The 16,255-nt window shown below is 65.3% G+C and carries 14 protein-coding genes; 5 read left to right on the top strand and 9 right to left on the bottom strand.

The genetic code is table 11. The features are described 5' to 3' along the window. Positions 1-2 precede the first annotated feature (2 nt). The 6 genes from K0P03_RS27580 to K0P03_RS27555 form a co-directional block, all read right to left on the bottom strand. Positions 3-1,067, bottom strand: a complete 1,065-nt coding sequence (locus K0P03_RS27580; RefSeq protein WP_272791245.1) for an ABC transporter ATP-binding protein — start codon at positions 1,065-1,067, stop codon at positions 3-5. Further along, positions 1,064-1,987: a PfkB family carbohydrate kinase gene (locus K0P03_RS27575; protein ID WP_272791244.1), complete on the bottom strand. Its 924-nt coding sequence runs from the start codon at positions 1,985-1,987 to the stop codon at positions 1,064-1,066. The genes K0P03_RS27580 and K0P03_RS27575 overlap by 4 nt, the downstream gene beginning before the upstream one ends. Then, a complete protein-coding gene (locus tag K0P03_RS27570) occupies positions 1,988-3,004 on the bottom strand; it encodes an SIS domain-containing protein (RefSeq protein WP_272791243.1) in 1,017 nt (338 codons plus the stop codon). 2 nt (positions 3,005-3,006) lie between these two features. Continuing rightward, positions 3,007-3,852: a carbohydrate ABC transporter permease gene (locus K0P03_RS27565; protein ID WP_130514448.1), complete on the bottom strand. Its 846-nt coding sequence runs from the start codon at positions 3,850-3,852 to the stop codon at positions 3,007-3,009. Continuing rightward, a complete protein-coding gene (locus tag K0P03_RS27560) occupies positions 3,852-4,736 on the bottom strand; it encodes a carbohydrate ABC transporter permease (RefSeq protein ID WP_023516312.1) in 885 nt (294 codons plus the stop codon). The genes K0P03_RS27565 and K0P03_RS27560 overlap by 1 nt, the downstream gene beginning before the upstream one ends. Positions 4,737-4,805: 69 nt before the next feature. After that, a complete protein-coding gene (locus tag K0P03_RS27555) occupies positions 4,806-6,044 on the bottom strand; it encodes an extracellular solute-binding protein (protein ID WP_272791242.1) in 1,239 nt (412 codons plus the stop codon). 219 nt (positions 6,045-6,263) lie between these two features. On the opposite strand from K0P03_RS27555, the gene K0P03_RS27550 reads away from it, so the two are divergent. Next, positions 6,264-7,469, top strand: a complete 1,206-nt coding sequence (locus K0P03_RS27550) for an ROK family transcriptional regulator (protein ID WP_050744845.1) — start codon at positions 6,264-6,266, stop codon at positions 7,467-7,469. 243 nt (positions 7,470-7,712) lie between these two features. Here K0P03_RS27550 and K0P03_RS27545 read toward each other — a convergent pair whose 3' ends face one another. Genes K0P03_RS27545 through K0P03_RS27535 form a run of 3 tightly spaced genes read right to left on the bottom strand, consistent with a single transcriptional unit; the run spans position 7,713 to position 10,455 of the window. Next, positions 7,713-8,489, bottom strand: a complete 777-nt coding sequence (locus K0P03_RS27545) for an SDR family oxidoreductase (RefSeq protein WP_272791241.1) — start codon at positions 8,487-8,489, stop codon at positions 7,713-7,715. Between the two features lie 11 nt (positions 8,490-8,500). Then, positions 8,501-9,649, bottom strand: a complete 1,149-nt coding sequence (dgoD, locus tag K0P03_RS27540; protein ID WP_272791240.1) for a galactonate dehydratase — start codon at positions 9,647-9,649, stop codon at positions 8,501-8,503. A 35-nt stretch (positions 9,650-9,684) separates the two neighbouring features. Next, positions 9,685-10,455 (bottom strand): FadR/GntR family transcriptional regulator, encoded by a 771-nt coding sequence (locus K0P03_RS27535; RefSeq protein ID WP_272791239.1) that lies wholly within the window; start codon positions 10,453-10,455, stop codon positions 9,685-9,687. Positions 10,456-10,643: 188 nt separating this feature from the next. Between K0P03_RS27535 and K0P03_RS27530 the strand changes: the two genes are divergently transcribed. From K0P03_RS27530 to K0P03_RS27515, 4 genes are all read left to right on the top strand, one after another. Then, positions 10,644-11,627 carry an arabinose ABC transporter substrate-binding protein gene (locus K0P03_RS27530; protein ID WP_024271371.1) on the top strand — a complete coding sequence of 328 codons (984 nt, stop codon included), beginning with the start codon at positions 10,644-10,646 and terminating at the stop codon, positions 11,625-11,627. Between the two features lie 80 nt (positions 11,628-11,707). Then, a complete protein-coding gene (gene araG / locus K0P03_RS27525; RefSeq protein ID WP_272791238.1) occupies positions 11,708-13,222 on the top strand; it encodes an L-arabinose ABC transporter ATP-binding protein AraG in 1,515 nt (504 codons plus the stop codon). Then, positions 13,219-14,169, top strand: coding sequence for an L-arabinose ABC transporter permease AraH (gene araH / locus K0P03_RS27520; RefSeq protein WP_023514737.1), 951 nt, complete (start codon positions 13,219-13,221; stop codon positions 14,167-14,169). The genes araG and araH overlap by 4 nt, the downstream gene beginning before the upstream one ends. A 383-nt stretch (positions 14,170-14,552) precedes the next feature. Beyond that, the gene (locus K0P03_RS27515; protein WP_272791237.1) at positions 14,553-16,229 is read left to right on the top strand and encodes a heparinase II/III domain-containing protein; all 1,677 of its coding nucleotides are present in this window, start codon (positions 14,553-14,555) and stop codon (positions 16,227-16,229) included. The last annotated feature ends 26 nt before the right edge of the window (positions 16,230-16,255 follow it).

The raw sequence follows: 16,255 nt of genomic DNA, 5'->3' as shown, positions 1-16,255 counted from the left end.
CGTCAGTTCAGCCGCTGCTCCGTCTCAGCGTCGAAAACATGGAAGGCAGTGGGCGCAACGACAAGCGCGATCTCGTCGCCGGCGGCGATGCGGGCGGTGGCCGGCAGGGCGGCGACGAGGCGCTGGCGGCCCATGACCGCCGTGACGACCAGTTCCGGCCCGGTCAATTCCGCGACCTCGCAGCGCGCCGTAAGCGACACGCCTTCGCCCGTCCGCTCGACCGCCTCCGGCCGGATGCCGAGGACGAGCCGGCGCCCGGACGAGACGCCGTTGAGACCCGGCACAGGCACGGCGATGTCCGTGCCGTCGATCCGCACGCCGTCCTCGACCGCGGTAGCGGCCAGAAGGTTCATCGGCGGCGCGCCGACAAAGGTCGCGACATAGAGCGTCGCCGGCCGGTTGTAGATGGCCTCCGGCGTATCGAGCTGTTCGATCCGGCCACCGCGCATGACGGCAATGCGGGTGGCGAGCGTCATCGCCTCGATCTGGTCATGCGTGACATAGACGACGGTCGTCTTCGTCATCTGGTGCAGGCGCTTCAGCTCGGTGCGCATTTCCATGCGCAGCTTCGCATCGAGGTTGGACAGCGGCTCGTCGAAAAGGAAGATTTTCGGATTGCGCACCAGCGCGCGGCCGATGGCGACGCGCTGACGCTGGCCACCCGATAGCTGGCCAGGCTTGCGCTCCAGAAGGTTCTCGATCTGCAGGAGCTTCGCCGTCTCATGCACGGCCCTATCGCGTTCCGTCTTGTCCACCTTGCGCATTTCGAGGCCGAAGCCGATGTTCCGGTGCACGGTGAGATTGGGATAGAGCGCGTAGGACTGGAACACCATGGCGATGTCCCGGTCCTTCGGGTGCACCCCGACGATCGAGCGGTCCCCGATGCGGATGTCGCCGCTCGTCGGCTCGGCAAGGCCGGCGATGATGTTGAGCAGCGTGGACTTGCCGCAGCCGGAGGCGCCGAGCAGCACGAGGAACTCCCCGCTTTCGAGCGCGATGTCGATGCCCTTCAGCGTCTCGACGGCGCCGTAGCTCTTGCGGATGGCGTCAATGGTCAGCGTGCTCATGCCGTAGTGTCCTGCCCGGTCGGTGTGTAGCTTCGGGGATGGGTGGAAATTGCGCGCGAGGCCACCGCCGTGCCGGCGGCAAGGCTTGCCTCAAGCCCTCCGTCGGCTGCGTGGGAAGCAAGGAAAGCTGCGTTGAACACGTCGCCCGCGCCGATCGTATCGACGACCTGCACGAAAGGCGCAGCGACGTGAAAGACCCGCTCGGCGGCATCCACGGCGATGGCCCCCTTCGGGCCGCACTTCACGACGACGAAACTTCCCTCCGGCATGCCCTGCCGCAAGATACGTGCCGCCTCCGCGGGATCGGCAACACCGGCAAGACTGGTCGTCTCCACCTCGTTGAACAGCGCGATCCGACAGCGCGACAGCCAGCGTTTCGCCGACCGCCTGTTCGCCTCCGTCCAGCCGTCCAGCGGCCAGCCGGTATCGAGGGCGACGGCGATATCATGCCGATCGGCCCAGTCGAAAAACCGGTCGTAGTCCTCCACCAGCCGCTCCGTCAGGAACGAGCCGCAAAGGAGCGCAATGCCGCCGGCAAGCCTCGGCCCGTCGAGCACCGAAAGGACGTCCTCCAGGCTGAACAGCGGCAGGTGCCCGCGCGTCGTGAAGAAGGTCCGCTCACCGTCCGGATGGGTGATGCCGACGGAGAGCGTCGTGCTGTCGCCGTGCACCGGCCAGGTGCTTGCGCGTGCGCCGAAACTTTCCGCCAGCCAGCGGCCGAACTGGTCGCGGCCTATGCTGGCGGCGATCTCGAAGGGCGTGCCGAGCGCCATCCAGGCGAGCGCGGCATTGCCCGCCGAACCGCCGACGCGCAGCTCGTCGTGATCGACGATGCTTTCCGTGCCCGGCTGCGGCCAGGGCGCAGCCGGTCCCATGATCAGGTCGACATTGACGTTTCCGATGACGGCAAGCGGCTTCACTCATTCACTCCGGGTAATCTTGGTCGTGCGCACCGGCGTTCCGGCATCGGTGACACGCTCCGCAGCGAAGGCGATCATCAGCCGCTGCGCCGTCGGCAGCATCGCGAAGACGGCAGCAAGCCCGGTCAGCGCCGAGAAGGCGATCGTCGCCGCGCCCTCGACCGGCGGCCGGCCGGACGCGTCGAACATGACGAGCCTTGCGCCCGCCTCGACGACCGACGTCGCCATCGCCGTCACGAGATCTGTCGTCGCATCGTCACCGCGGAAGAGGACCACGCCCACCTCTGGCGAGAGCATCTCCATCGGCCCATGGCGCAGCTGGCCGCCTTCCAGCGAAAAACACGGCAGACGCGACAGTTCCGTGAAACCGAGCGCGATGGCCTCGGCAAGCCCCTGCAGCCGCCGCCCGGACGTCACGACGGAGCGCACGTCGCGCAACATGGCCAGCGCCGCATCAATGGAAGGCTCCTGCGGGTTTTCCAGGATATCGACCGCCGACGCGGCGTCTTCACCGAGGGCAGCGAGGATCGCAAGGTGGAGCGCGAAACTCACGGTCAGGCTGCGGGTCGCGGCGAAGGCCTGCTCCGTGCCGCCGTGGCCGACGAGGCAAGGCGCCGTGCGCGCGAGGAAGGAGCCGTCTTCTAGCGTGAATCCGAATGTGTCCTCATTGCCACCGGTCTCCCCGAACCAGCGCAGCACCTCCGCGCTTTCCCCCGACTGCGAGGTGACGAAGATCGTGCGCCCGTCGAGGGCGAGCGGCGCGCCGAGCTGCTCGGAAAGCGGCAAGGCAATCGCGTCGATGCCGAGGCGGCGGTAAAGCGGCTCGACGGCGCGACCGACCGCCTGCGAGCCGCCCATGCCGAGGAGCAGCAGCCGGCCGGTGCGCTTCAGGCTGGCAGCGGCCCTTTCGGCCATTGCGCCGTTGTTGCGGAACGAGGCGAGCGCATCGGCATGCTGGCGCGCCATTTCGCGATCGATCGCCTTGAGACCTTCCGGCCGGGATGCAGTCGTGTCCATCGTCATCCTTTCACACCGCCGCTGGTAAGGCCCGAAATCAGGGCCCGTTGCATGAGGAGGCCGACCAGAACCGGCGGCAGCGCTGCCAGAACGCCGGCCGTCGCGATCAGCCCGTAGTCGGAGACCCGGCCGCCCGCGAGGTCGGCAATGGCGACTGTCAGCGTGCGGGCGCGCTGGTCCGAAGTGAAAAGCAGCGCATAGAAGAACTCGTCCCAGCCAAGCAGGAAGGCAAAGAGCGCCGAGGTCGCGACGATGGGCATGGCAAGCGGCAGGGTGATGATGCGCAGCGTCGCAAAAAGGCTTGCCCCGTCCATCATCGCCGCCTGCTCGATTTCCCGCGGAATGCCGTCGAAGCCGGATTTCATCAGCCAGGTGGTAAAAGGTGCCAGGATGGTGAGGTAGACGAGCGCCAGGCCGAAGACAGAATTGAGCAGGCCGAAGGCGGCGAGCGCCATGTAGAGCGGCACGGCGAGCGCGACGGGCGGCAGCATGTAGGTGGCGATGACCAGCGAGAGCGACCAACCGACCGAAGGTGTGCGCGAGACCGCCCAGCCCGCCGGCACGGCAAGCAGGACGGCGGCAACCGTCGCCATGCCCGCCACGAGGATGCTGTTGACGAGCGAGGCGACGAAGGTTGCACCCGCACTGTTCGGGATGGTCGAAAGCAGCGTGGCGTAACGCGAGAAATCGACCGTGCTCGGCCACCAGCGCAGCGGGCGCGCCACGAGGTCGGCCGCCGGCGAGATGCTCATCACGAAGAGCCAGAAGATCGGCGCGACGATGACCGCGGCCAGCAGCAGCGCGGCGGCATGGATGAGGATCGAGGCGAGAAGGCTGCGGCGTTCCATCAGGCGGCACTCCCCGCCGTGCGCCGCACGAGCATGCCGTAGCCGATCGCCAGCACCGTCACGATGAGGGTGACGACGAGGGCGAGCGAGGCGCCGGAGCCGGCACGCTGGAAGGAGAAGGCCTCCTGATAGACGAGGATCGACAGGGTGCGCGTCGAATTGGCCGGGCCGCCGCGCGTCATCACCCAGATCAGATCGAACACCTTGAAGGCCTCGATGGTGCGCAGGACCAGCGCCACCATCAGGGGGCCGGCGAGATAGGGCAGGATGACGAAACGGAAGCGCGCGAAGGGGCCTGCGCCATCGACCAGCGAGGCGGAGGTAATGTCGCGCGGCACGGCCTGGAGGGCAGCAAGCGCGATGAGGGCGACGAGCGGAAAGTTCTTCCAGCAGTCGGCGACGATCAGCGCCGTCATGGCGGTGCCGGGCTCGCCGAGCCAGGAGCGGTAGCTGTCGAGAAGGCCGACCTGTGTCAGCGCCGCGTTCAGCGCGCCGTATTCCGGATTGTAGATGAGCCGCCAGAGCGTCGCATTGACCACCGTCGGCAACGCCCAGGGCAGGATCAGCAGGGCGCGCAGCACGGTGCGGCCGTAAAACCGCTGGTTCAGCAGGAGAGCAGCCAGAACGCCGATCACCATCTCCGCCGTCACGGAGACCACGGCAAACCAGGTCGTCGCATAGAGCGCGCGCTGAAAATTGCTGTTCGACAGCATTTTCAGGTAGTTGTCGAAACCGACGAAAGCACCGCCGGAACCGATCAACTTGGCATCGGTAAAGGAGAGCCGCACGGTATCGACCATCGGCCAGCCGATCACGGCGAGCATGATCACCAGCAGCGGCAGCATGAGAAGCCATGCCCGGGTCGTCATCCAGGTGCCGGACATAGCGTCCTCTTCATCGATTTCAGGAAAGGGGAGTGTGCGGGCGGCCGAAGCCGCCCGCAAGGCCGAAGGTCAAAGACCGCTGTTGTCAGCCGCCGATTTCAGCGCATCTTCCGGCGATGCCTGGTCGAGCAGGGCTTCCTGAATGGCCTGCTGGAGGGCCGTGGAAAGCTCCTGGTACTTCGGCGTGGTCGGCCGCGGATACATGGCGGCAAGACCGAGCTTGGCGGCCGCGATCAGCTCTTCCTGACCGGCAGTGACGGCGGCATCCTCGTAGGACGACGCCCAGATCGGCAGGCTGAGCTTGGCATAGGCGTTCTGCGTCTCCTGCGAGGTCATGTGCACGATGTACTTCCAGGCCTCATCCGGGCTCTTGCTGGTCGTGGTGATGCCGAGGCCCATCGAGCCGTTGACGGCCGAGACCTCGCTCTTGCCCTCGACGCCCGGTGCGGGCACGACACCGACCTTGCCGGCGACCTTGCTGTCCTTGCCGCCATTGGCCATGTTGTACATATAGGTCCAGTTGAGCGCGAAGGCCGCCTCGCCGTTCTGGAAGAGGTTGCGCACGTCCTCTTCGAGGAACTCCTTGGAGTTCGGGTTGGTGAGACCGGACTTGTAGCTGTCGACCATGTACTTCAGGGCATCGAGACCGCCACCTTCCGTAAAGGCCGGCTTGCCGTCCTTCAGGAATTCACCGCCATAGGCGCTGACAAGCGTGGTGTAGTCGCAGATCGCGGCCTCGGCCTGCGACCAGCTCCAGGCGATCGGGGTCGCCAGCAGGCCCTTGTCCTTGATCACCTTTGCCTGTTCGTTGAGTTCGGCCCAGGTCTTCGGCGGCGCCTTGATGCCGGCCTTCTCAAGGATTTCCTTGTTGTAGAACAGGTATTTGGTGTCGAGGATCCACGGCATGCCATAGGACTTGCCGTCATAATTGACGGTCGTCCAGGCGCCCGGCAGCACGCCCTTCTTCATCTCCTCGGTGACGCGGGACGAGACGTCGACCAGCACGTTGTTGGTCGCATATTCGGCCGGCCAGATCACGTCGAAAAGCACGACGTCGTAGCCGCTGCCGGAACCCTGCGCGAGCACCGCCTTGTCGTGCAGGCCCTCGTAGGGAACGAATTCCAGGTTCACCTTGATGTCGGGGTTCGCCTTGGTGAAGGCGTCCGTCATGGCGCGCACGTCCGCCTCGCTATAGGCGGCCTGCGCCATGAAGAGCGCGTTGAGCGTCGTTTCCGCAAAGGCATGCGGAACGGAAACGCCGGCAACCAGCACCGCGCCGAGCAAGGTCTTCTTTATCGATTTCAACATGATTGCGTCCTCCTTTTTTGGTTCATGCATCCGAGGGCACCCTGTGGGCACCCCTGGTCGTTTCGGGCCGCCTCGGCCCCTGAGGACCACTGACAGCTCCTTGTCGGATCAAGGCGGGAGACCCGCCGCCGTTCCCCGGAGCTCTTCGGCTCCTTATTAAGTCAAATATCTTGACTTAAGTGTTCTGTATTATTCAAATGGTGTCAAGAGGGGGTATCGATGAACGAACTGCGGACGATCCGCGCCAAGAGCGGAACCAACCAGGAAGGCACCAGCGCCCATAACAGGCGCGTCATCATCGAGGCCATCCGGCTGAACGGCCCCCTGTCGCGCGCCGATCTTTCCCGCGCCACGCGACTGACCAAGCAGACCATCTCCAATCTCGTCGAAAGCCTCGAGGTGGACGGGCTCGTCGCGTCGGAGGAGGTGGTGCGCGGCGGGCGCGGCCAGCCCTCAACGCCCTATCGCCTTGTTCCGGAAGGCGCCTTTGCCCTCGGCGTGCAGATCGACCGGCACCTCACGCGCCTCGTCGCCGTCGACCTGATGGGGCGGGAAGTCGCCCGCGCCGTCGCCAACCTTCCGCCGGGCGGCCCGGTGGAGGGGTGCAAGCTGATCCTTCGCCTCATCGAGACCATGCGCAGCGACCTGGCACGGCGCATCCCCGAATCGACACACCGGCTTGCCGGGCTCGGCCTTGCAATGCCCGGGCCTTTCGGCCTTCCGCCGTCCGAGGACAATGCCTGGATGATGGCGCCGTGGCAGAGCTTCCCGCTCGTCGAAACGCTAGCCGCCGGCACGGGACTGGCCACAAGCCTGCAGAACGACGCCACCGCCTGCGCGACAGCCGAGCGGATGAACGGCTCGGCGGACGGCCTCGACCATGCCGTCTGCATCTATTTCGGCTACGGTATCGGGGCGGGGCTGATCCTCGGCGGGGAGCTCTATACGGGCAGCAACCGCAATGCCGGCGAGATCGGCATGGTGCTGTTCTCGCGCGGCGGCAGCCAGTCACCGCTCGAACATCGCTCGTCGCTCGCTTCGCTGTTCCAGCATCTCGGCCTCGATTCGGCGACCACGGAGGCCTACGCTGAGGTCGAGCGGCGGACGCTTGCGGACGATCCGCGCATTCTCGACTGGCTGGCCGGCGCGGCGGCCGACATGCGCCAGGCCGTGCACACGGTCGAGACCATCTTCGATCCCCAGACCGTCATTCTCTCGGGCAGCGCACCGGAGCCGCTGGCAAAGCGGCTGTTCGATGCCATGTTCCCGCTCATCTCCTCCAATGCCGACCGACCTGACCGCACGCTGCCGCGCCTGCAGCTCGGCATGATCGGCCCGTGGGCGGTCGCGCTGGGTGCCGCGGCCGAGCCAATCCGCCGGGCTTTCGATCCCCGCTTCTCCGCGATCCTGAAAACGGCGTCCTGACGGCTGCCTGTTTCGTGGGCACTTCCCGTCCGCAACCCGGCCAAAACCGCTGCATCTGCAGTTTATTTGCGCGAGCGTACCGGAATCGCCGAATCAGACCTTCCCTGCGTCCCAGCAAAACCCTACTCAGATATTACTCGCGCAACCCGCGAGCTTCCCCGCGTCATTGGGAGCCAACCGTGGCGCTCGCTGCCCCGCTTCGTGCGGGGCCTCTTTTTTTCCGCTGTCGAAAATCCCATCCGCTCAGGGGTGATGCAGCACGCTCATCCCGCCATCCACCGTCAGGCAGGTGGCGTTCATGAAGGGGCATTCGTCCGAAACCATGAAGAGCGCGGCCCTGGCGATCTCCTCCGGCGCGGCGATACGCCCGCCGGGATGCAGCTTCAATGTTTCAGCCTCTGCCGCGACGGGATCTGGAAAGCTGTTCCAGTATTCCACCGCCTTCTGCGTGCGCACATAGCCGGGCGCCAGCGCGTTCACACGAACGCCCTGCCCCGCATATTCGAGGCCGAGCGCCTTGGTCATGCCGAGCAGCGCGTGCTTGGCCACCGGATAGGGAAAAGTGTGCGGGATGATGGTGAAGGCGTGGGTCGAGGCGATGTTGAGAATGACCCCGCCCCCCTCTTCGATCATGCCAGGCAGAACGGCCTTGCTGCAATTCCAGGCGCCCTTGAGGTTGATGTCGAAGCAGCGCTGCCAGTCGGCATCCGAGAGCTTGAGCGGCTCGAAGAAGACATTGACCCCGGCATTGTTGACCAGCGCATTCGGCCGGCCAATCTCGGCTGTCGCGGCAGCCACCGCCCGCGCGATGGCATCGGCATCGGTGATGTCAGCCGCCGCATGGCCAACCTTGCCGCCAGCGGCACGAAGCCGGCCGGCTTCCGCGGCCAGCAGATCGCCGTCACGATCGATGAGGAAGAGACTTGCCCCTTCGGCAAGGAAGCATTCGGCGATGGCAAGGCCGATGCCCTGCGCCGCACCGGTGACGACGATCCGTTTTCCGTCAAGACGTCCAGCCATCTCCGCTCCCCCTACCATTCGGCGACGCTGCCGTCTTCATGCCGCCAGACGGGGTTGCGCCAGCGATGGCCCTCCTTTGCCCGTTCGATGACATAGGCCTCGTCCACCTCGACGCCGAGCCCGGGTCCCTGCGGGATCGAGACGAAACCATCGGCATAGTAGAACACCTCCTTGTTGGAGATGTAGTCGAGGATATCGTTGGCCTTGTTGTAGTGGATGCCGAGGCTCTGTTCCTGGATGAAGGCATTGTAGGAGACCGCATCCACCTGCAGGCAGGCGGCGAGCGCGATCGGGCCCAGCGGGCAATGCGGCGCCAGCGCCACGTCATAGGCCTCCGCCATCGCGGCGATCTTGCGGCATTCCGTGATGCCGCCGGCATGGGAAAGATCCGGCTGGAGGATGTCGACATAGCCATCCGAGAGCACGGACTTGAAGTCCCAGCGCGAATAGAGCCGTTCGCCCAGCGCGATCGGCGTCGAGCAATGGTTGGCGATCTCCTTCAAGGCCTCGCGGTTTTCCGAAAGCACGGGTTCCTCGATGAACATCAGATTATAGGGCTGGAGCTCCTTTGCGAGCACCTTGGCCATGGGCCGGTGCACGCGGCCATGGAAATCGACGCCGATACCGACATGCGGGCCGATCGCCTCGCGGATGATGGCGACGGTCTCCACCGCCTTTTCCACCTTGTCCCAGCTGTCGACGATCTGCATTTCCTCGCAGCCGTTGAGCTTGATCGCCTTGAAGCCACGGGCGACGACCTCGCGGGCATTGTTGGCGACATCGGCGGGACGGTCGCCGCCGATCCACGAATAGACCTTGATCTTGTCGCGCACCTGGCCGCCGAGCAGAGCGTGAATGGGCTGGCCATAAGCTTTGCCCTTGATGTCCCAGAGCGCCTGGTCGATGCCGGCCAGCGCCGACATGTGCACCGACCCGCCGCGGTAGAAGCCGCCGCGATACATGACCTGCCAATGGTCTTCGATGAGCAACGGATCCTTGCCGACGAGGTAGTCGGAGAGCTCGTGCACCGCCGCCTCCACGGTCAGCGCGCGACCTTCCACGACGGGTTCGCCCCAGCCGACGATGCCCTCGTCCGTCTCCACCTTGAGGAAGAGCCAGCGAGGCGGAACGATATAGGTCGTGAGCTTGGTGATCTTCATGGGGACACTCGTCTGGAAACAGAAAGGGGATTGGATCAGGCGCCCGCAGGCGTCGGATGATTCTTGACGGCAATCGCCAGATCGCGCGCGGCCAGATCAAGCAGGCGGTGCGAACATTCACGCGCCGTCGCCTTGTCGCGCATGCGCAGCGCATCCACGAGGCGCTTGTGGACCTCCAGCGCTTCGTCCCGGGCATCCGCCGCTTCGGCGGAGGCATGCAGCGAGAATTCGAGCGCGGCCTGGATGATGCTGGCGAGCTGCATGAAAACCTGGTTGTGGCTGGCCTTGAGCAGCGCCGCATGGAAAGCGAAGTCCGCCTGCGAGAAGGCATCGAGATCGCTCTCCGCATCGCGCATGCGTTCCCAGGCGCGCTCGATTTCCGCGACGTCCTGCACCGTCGCGCGCTCGGCGGCGAGTTCGGCGGCAAAGGGCTCGATGGCACGGCGCGCGTCGAGCACGCAGGTGAGAAGGTCGAATTCGAAGATGCGCGGGCCGATCCATTCCAGCACCTGCTGGTCGAGGATGTTCCACTCCTCCTTGGGGCAGACGATCGTGCCGACCCGGGAGCGGCCGCGCACCAGGCCCTTCGATTCGAGGATCTTCAGCGATTCGCGGATGACGGTGCGGCTGACGCCGTAGCGCAGGCACAGCTCGTTCTCCGTCGGCAGGAACCCGCCGACCGGGAAGATGTCGGCGCAGATATCCGAGGCAATCGCCCGCGTGATGTTCTTCTGCACCCGGGGACGCCGTACGCCGCCCTCGCCATCGGCCACGCCCGAGCGCCCGTCCTGTTCCTGCACGATCATTCTCCACCCCATTTCCGTCCGCGATGCATATCCCGTTTCGCGCCCGATGGCGACGGCCCGCTTCGCGTCATCGCGACGTTACTATCATACACTGTTATTTAATTCATCATACAAACGCAATTGACGAATATGATGAAAGACACTACACCAAGGCACACTGCAGGCGCAGTTAACTTGGGAGAGAGACAATGGGCCTTATCAAAGCAGCCATCCTGGCTGGCACCGTCGCCGTATTCGCCGCAACCTCCGCCTTCGCTGCCGATGTGAAGATCGGCTTCATCGTGAAGCAGCCGGAAGAGCCGTGGTTCCAGGACGAATGGAAGTTCGCAGACGTCGCCGCCAAGGAGAAGGGCTTCACCCTCGTCAAGATCGGCGCCGAGGACGGCGAGAAGGTTCAGTCGGCCATCGACAATCTCGGCGCCCAGGGCGCCCAGGGCTTCATCATCTGCACGCCGGACGTGAAGCTTGGGCCCGGCATCGTCGCCAAGGCCGCCGCCAACGATCTCAAGCTGATGACCGTCGACGACCGCCTGGTCAATGCCGATGGCAGCCCGATCGAAGACGTGCCGCATATGGGCATCTCTGCCACCAAGATCGGTGAGGCCGTCGGCGAGACCATTGTCGCGGAAATCAAGAAGCGCGGCTGGGACATGAAGGACGTCGGCGCGATCCGCGTCTCCTACGACCAGCTGCCGACCGCCGTCGATCGTGTCGAAGGCGCGCTCTCCGTGCTGAAGGCCGCCGGCTTCCCGGAAGCCAACATCTTCGACGCCCCGCAGGCCAAGACCGACACGGAAGCGGCGCTCAACGCTTCGACCGTCGTGCTCAACAAGAATGCCGGCATCAAGCACTGGGTCGCCGTCGGCCTCAATGACGAAGCCGTGCTTGGCGCGGTGCGCGCCACCGAAAGCGTCGGCATTGCCGCCGACAGCATGATCGGCGTCGGCATCGGCGGTGCGGATTCGGCGATCAACGAGTTCAAGAAGCCCACGGCAACCGGCTTCTTCGGCACCGTGATCATCTCGCCGAAGCGTCACGGCTACGAGACCGCGCTCAACATGTTCGAGTGGGTCGCCAACGGCAAGGAACCGGAAAAGCTGACCCTGACGGCCGGCCAGGTCGCTCTGCGCGACAACTATGAGACCGTCCGCAAGGACCTTGGCATCGAATAATCATCCTCCCAAGATGATATCACCCCGGCGGCGCAGTTGAAGGCTTTTGGGCCGCCGGGCTTCTTTTCGGGGGTGGAGAGATGCAGGACTTCCTTCAATTCAACGCGATATCCAAGGGATATCCCGGCGTGCAGGCGCTCGCCGACGTCTCCTTCTCCGTGAAGAAGGGCGCCGTGCACGGCCTGATGGGCGAAAATGGCGCGGGAAAATCGACGCTTATCCGCGTTCTCTCGGGTGATCAGTCCGCCGATACCGGAGAGATCCTGATCGACGGCAAGGCGCAGCACTACCGCTCGGTGCGCGACGCCTTCGAAGCCGGCGTCATCGTCATTCACCAGGAACTGCAGCTCGTGCCCGAGCTGACGGTCGCCGAGAACCTCTGGCTCGGGCGCTTTCCCGGCAAGGCCGGCGTCATCGACCGCACGCGCCTCCTCGGCGTGGTGAAGGCGAAGCTCAAGGATATCGGCATCGACATCGATCCCGCCGCCAAGGTCGCGTCGCTGTCGATCGGAGAACGCCAGATGGTCGAGATCGCCAAGGCCGTGATGGCCGACGCGCGCGTCATCGCGCTCGACGAACCGACCTCCTCACTCTCCTCGCGCGAAAGCGAAATCCTCTTCTCCCTCATCGACCGCCTGCGCGCGCAAGGCAAGGTTATCCTCTACGTCTCGCATCGCCTCGACGAGATTTTTCGCCTGTGCGACAGCCTCACGGTCTTGCGCGATGGCAAGCTGGCGGCCCATCACCCCGATATCGCCGCCGTGACGCGCGACCAGATCATTTCCGAGATGGTCGGCCGCGAGATCGCCAACATCTGGGGGTTTCGCCCCCGCGAGCGCGGCTCCGTGCGGCTGAAGGTTAAGGACCTCGCAGGGCGCAAGCTGCGTACGCCGATCAATTTCTCCGTGCGCCAGGGTGAAATCCTCGGCTTCTTCGGTCTCATCGGCGCCGGCCGCAGCGAAATGGCACGTCTCGTCTACGGCGCCGACAGCCGTTCGCAAGGCACGGTGACGGTCGACGGCAGGGCCGTTGCACCGGACAGTCCGCCGCAATCGATCCGCTCCGGCATCGTGCTCTGCCCGGAAGACCGCAAGTTCGACGGCATCGTGCAGGGTCGCAACATCGAGGAGAACATGGCGATCTCCTCGCGCCGGCACTTTTCCCCCTTCGGCATCCTCCAGCCGAAGAAGGAGGCCGAGCTTGCCGACCGCTTCATCGCCAAGCTGCGCGTGCGCACCCCCTCCCGCAAACAGGAGATCGTCAACCTCTCGGGCGGCAACCAGCAGAAGGTCATTCTCGGCCGCTGGCTGTCGGAGCAAGGCGTCAAGGTCCTCATCATCGACGAACCGACACGCGGCATCGACGTCGGCGCCAAATCCGAGATCTACGAGATCCTCTACGAGCTCGCCAGCCAGGGCATGGCGATCATCGTCATCTCCAGCGAACTGCCCGAGGTGATGGGCATCACCGACCGCATCATGGTCATGTGCGAAGGCCGTGTCGCCGCGGACATCGAGCGGGCCGATTTCGACGAACGCCGCATCCTCGCCGCCGCCCTTCCCGATGTTCCCAACCAGCAGGTCAAGTCCCGATGACGTCCTTGAAAAAACTCCTCCTCGGCGAACAGGGTCTGGTCGTCATCTTCGCCGTCGCCTTCGCCATCGTGGCCCTGACGGTGCCCAACTTCCTGACCGAGCGCAACATGCTCGGCCTCTTGCAATCGGTGGTCACCATCGGCATCGTCGCCTGCACGATGATGTTCTGCCTCGCCTCGCGTGACTTCGACCTGTCGGTCGGCTCCACCGTCGCCTTTTCCGGCATGGTCGCCGTCATGGCGTCCAATGCCTCGGGGTCGATCCTCGTCGGCCTCATCGCCGCACTGATCTGCGGCGGCGCGGTTGGCCTCGTCAACGGCGTGGTGATCGCCCGCTTCCGCATCAACGCGCTGATCACGACGCTCGCCACCATGCAGATCGTGCGCGGCTTCGCGCTGATCGCCTCGGACGGTCGCGCCGTCGGCATCAACGATCCGGGCTTCTACCAGCTCGCCCTGTCGAAATTCCTCGGCATCCCGACGCCGATCTGGGTCATGGCCGCCTTCTTCATCGTCTTCGGCTTCGTGCTGAACCGCACGGTCTTCGGCAAGAACACGCTGGCGATCGGCGGCAATCCCGAGGCCTCGCGCCTTGCCGGCGTCAACGTCTCGAACATGCGCATCTGGATCTTCGCACTGCAGGGCCTCGTCTGCGCGGTTGCCGGCGTGCTGCTGGCCTCGCGCATCACCTCCGGCCAGCCGAATGCCGCGACAGGCCTAGAACTCTCGGTCATCTCGGCCTGCGTGCTCGGCGGGGTGTCGCTTGCCGGCGGCCGGGCGGCCATGACAGGCGTCATCGTCGGCGTGCTGATCATGGGCATTGCGGAAAACGTCATGAACCTCCTCAACATCCAGGCGTTCTACCAGTATGTCGTGCGTGGCCTGATCCTCCTGCTCGCCGTTTTGCTCGACAACCTGCGCTCGGCCGCAGCCGGCCGGCGCACCTGACTGCACCTTCCGCAGCACGGCAGTGCCGGGTTCATCCTTTGCAGGTCACTGTAGCCTGGGTGGCCGGGATTGAATTCCGGCCACCCCTGTCGCCCAGTCGCAGGAAACACCCTGTTTTGGGCAGCGGGGATATTGACTTTACCCGTCTTGTCGCTTTCCATGAAGACTTGCTAATTTCGGGTGGACAGGACCATGACCAGATTCGTAATAGCAAGGTGGACTTCGCTGGCAGCACTTCTGTCGGCATCCGTTTTACTGAGCGGCTGCGAGACGAGCGCAGGTAAACCGACAGTCTGTACCGTCAAGGGCAAGCAGGTGCCCTGCAAGGTCGCCAAGAAGGCACATATCGATACGTCAAGCGCCACGCGCGGGGCCAGGAATTATTGATCCTTTCTCTGGATGCGGGGCAGATCCGGTCTTCGGCCCGGTCGTCCGCTGCTGGCATGCGCTATTCCGACTGGGTCCTGCAGACCGCGGGCGATATCCACACCGCCCCCCTGCTTGAACTGGAACGGGAGGATGGACGCGACGTCATTCTACCGACGAGCCGCAAGCTTTTCGACCGCATCGCAACGCTGGCCGTTGCCGATTGCCTTGTCGGCGGCAGCGCCTTTCGCCGGCGGGCGATCCGCGAACTGCTGAACGCTGCCGTATTCACCGACTGGAACCCGACCCATTTCCTCGACACCGCGGAGATGACGACCGGCATGGCGCTCGGCCTTTGCTGGACGAGGCCGCTGTTGACCCGTGCCGACCATGACACGATCGCCACGGCCATCGCCACCAAGGGGCTTGCCCCAGGCCTTGCCGCCGCGGCAGCCGGGGCGTCCTGGATGACGGTCAGCAACAACTGGAATATCGTCTGCTGCACCGGCATGATCGCCGGTGCCGCCGCCATGGCCGACACGGACGCCACCCTCTCCGGGGACGTGCTGGCGTGTTTCCGGCCTGCCCTGCGACATGGACTGTCCGCCTTCGGCGCCGATGGCAGCTATGAGGAGGGGCCGGACTACTGGGAATATGCCACGCGCTACGCCGTGCTCGCCCACGCCCTTCTCGACGATCTCGGCCTTGCGACGGATATGCCGGACGCAATCACGCGCACCTGGCGATATGGCCGCGACCTCACCGGCCCCAGCGGCCGGGTGTTCAATTTCGGCGACGCGACGGAGCAGCCGCGCCGCGCGCCCGTGCTCGGCTGGCTCGCCGGCCGCGCGAGCGAACCGGCCGCAACGGCCTGGCAACACACCGCTCCCGGCGATCCGCACCCTTTCGACCTCCTGTGGTGCGCACCGGAGGCCGGGCCCCAGCCGGCCGATGACGCACCGACCGCCTACGAGCCGGCAGGTGTTGCGATTCTGCGGACCGGCACAACCTGGCTCGCCCTGAAAGGCGGGCGCAACGACGTCAACCACGCCCATCTCGACCTCGGCACCTTCGTGCTGGAGATAGCCGGCCGACGTTTCGCCAGCGAGCTCGGCCGGGAAAACTATGCCCTTCCCGGCTATTTCGAGCCCGCGCGTCGGTTCGACTATTTTCGCACGCAGACCGCGGCTCACAGCACCGTGCTGATCGACGGCGCACCGCAATCGACCACGGCCTTTGCAAGGCTCCTTGGTGTGGGACAGCGGGACGGCCGCCGCTTTGCCGCCTATGCCATGGGCGATGACGGCTGGCCGGTCGATTGGCGCCGAGGCGTCGCCCTTGACGGCGCCGACACCGCCTTCATCGTCGATGAGCTGGAGCAGAAGGGCGCCGCCACCCCGGCCGGCTTCTGGCAATTCTACAGCGAAGCCACCGTCGATCTCGATGACGCCTGCGCCCGACTCACCCTCGACGGCGTGACAGTGACGGCTGAGATCCTGGCACCGGTCGGCCTCGCCTGGTCGTTCGAGCCCGCCCCTTCCCCCACCGGCGAGAGCAGCAATGCCGCCTTCGGCCGGTTGTTTTTCCCCGTTCCTGCGGCCACCGGAACGCAATCGGTCGTCGTGCGTCTCGCCGCCGGCCAGCCGTCGCTATGGCGCCCCGCTGCCATTGCCGCTTGGCCGCTCGCCTCCTGATCCCTCACCCCGCTTTTTCCATTCGC

Origin of the sequence: Shinella sp. HY16, from assembly GCF_028534175.1 — a bacterium.
Classification (GTDB): domain Bacteria; phylum Pseudomonadota; class Alphaproteobacteria; order Rhizobiales; family Rhizobiaceae; genus Shinella.
The sequence above is the reverse complement of the archived record's forward strand: the minus strand, read 5'-3'. Positions and strand labels throughout refer to the sequence as shown.

What these genes read in the sequence shown, in the direction of transcription:
- K0P03_RS27580 (WP_272791245.1), bottom strand. Translation starts at nt 1,067, where the DNA reads ATGAGCACGCTGACCATTGACGCCATCCGCAAGAGCTACGGCGCCGTC.
- K0P03_RS27570 (WP_272791243.1), bottom strand. Translation starts at nt 3,004, where the DNA reads ATGGACACGACTGCATCCCGGCCGGAAGGTCTCAAGGCGATCGATCGC.
- K0P03_RS27565 (WP_130514448.1), bottom strand. Translation starts at nt 3,852, where the DNA reads ATGGAACGCCGCAGCCTTCTCGCCTCGATCCTCATCCATGCCGCCGCG.
- K0P03_RS27560 (WP_023516312.1), bottom strand. Translation starts at nt 4,736, where the DNA reads ATGTCCGGCACCTGGATGACGACCCGGGCATGGCTTCTCATGCTGCCG.
- K0P03_RS27555 (WP_272791242.1), bottom strand. Translation starts at nt 6,044, where the DNA reads ATGTTGAAATCGATAAAGAAGACCTTGCTCGGCGCGGTGCTGGTTGCC.
- K0P03_RS27550 (WP_050744845.1), top strand. Translation starts at nt 6,264, where the DNA reads ATGAACGAACTGCGGACGATCCGCGCCAAGAGCGGAACCAACCAGGAA.
- K0P03_RS27545 (WP_272791241.1), bottom strand. Translation starts at nt 8,489, where the DNA reads ATGGCTGGACGTCTTGACGGAAAACGGATCGTCGTCACCGGTGCGGCG.
- dgoD (WP_272791240.1), bottom strand. Translation starts at nt 9,649, where the DNA reads ATGAAGATCACCAAGCTCACGACCTATATCGTTCCGCCTCGCTGGCTC.
- K0P03_RS27535 (WP_272791239.1), bottom strand. Translation starts at nt 10,455, where the DNA reads ATGATCGTGCAGGAACAGGACGGGCGCTCGGGCGTGGCCGATGGCGAG.
- K0P03_RS27530 (WP_024271371.1), top strand. Translation starts at nt 10,644, where the DNA reads ATGGGCCTTATCAAAGCAGCCATCCTGGCTGGCACCGTCGCCGTATTC.
- araG (WP_272791238.1), top strand. Translation starts at nt 11,708, where the DNA reads ATGCAGGACTTCCTTCAATTCAACGCGATATCCAAGGGATATCCCGGC.
- araH (WP_023514737.1), top strand. Translation starts at nt 13,219, where the DNA reads ATGACGTCCTTGAAAAAACTCCTCCTCGGCGAACAGGGTCTGGTCGTC.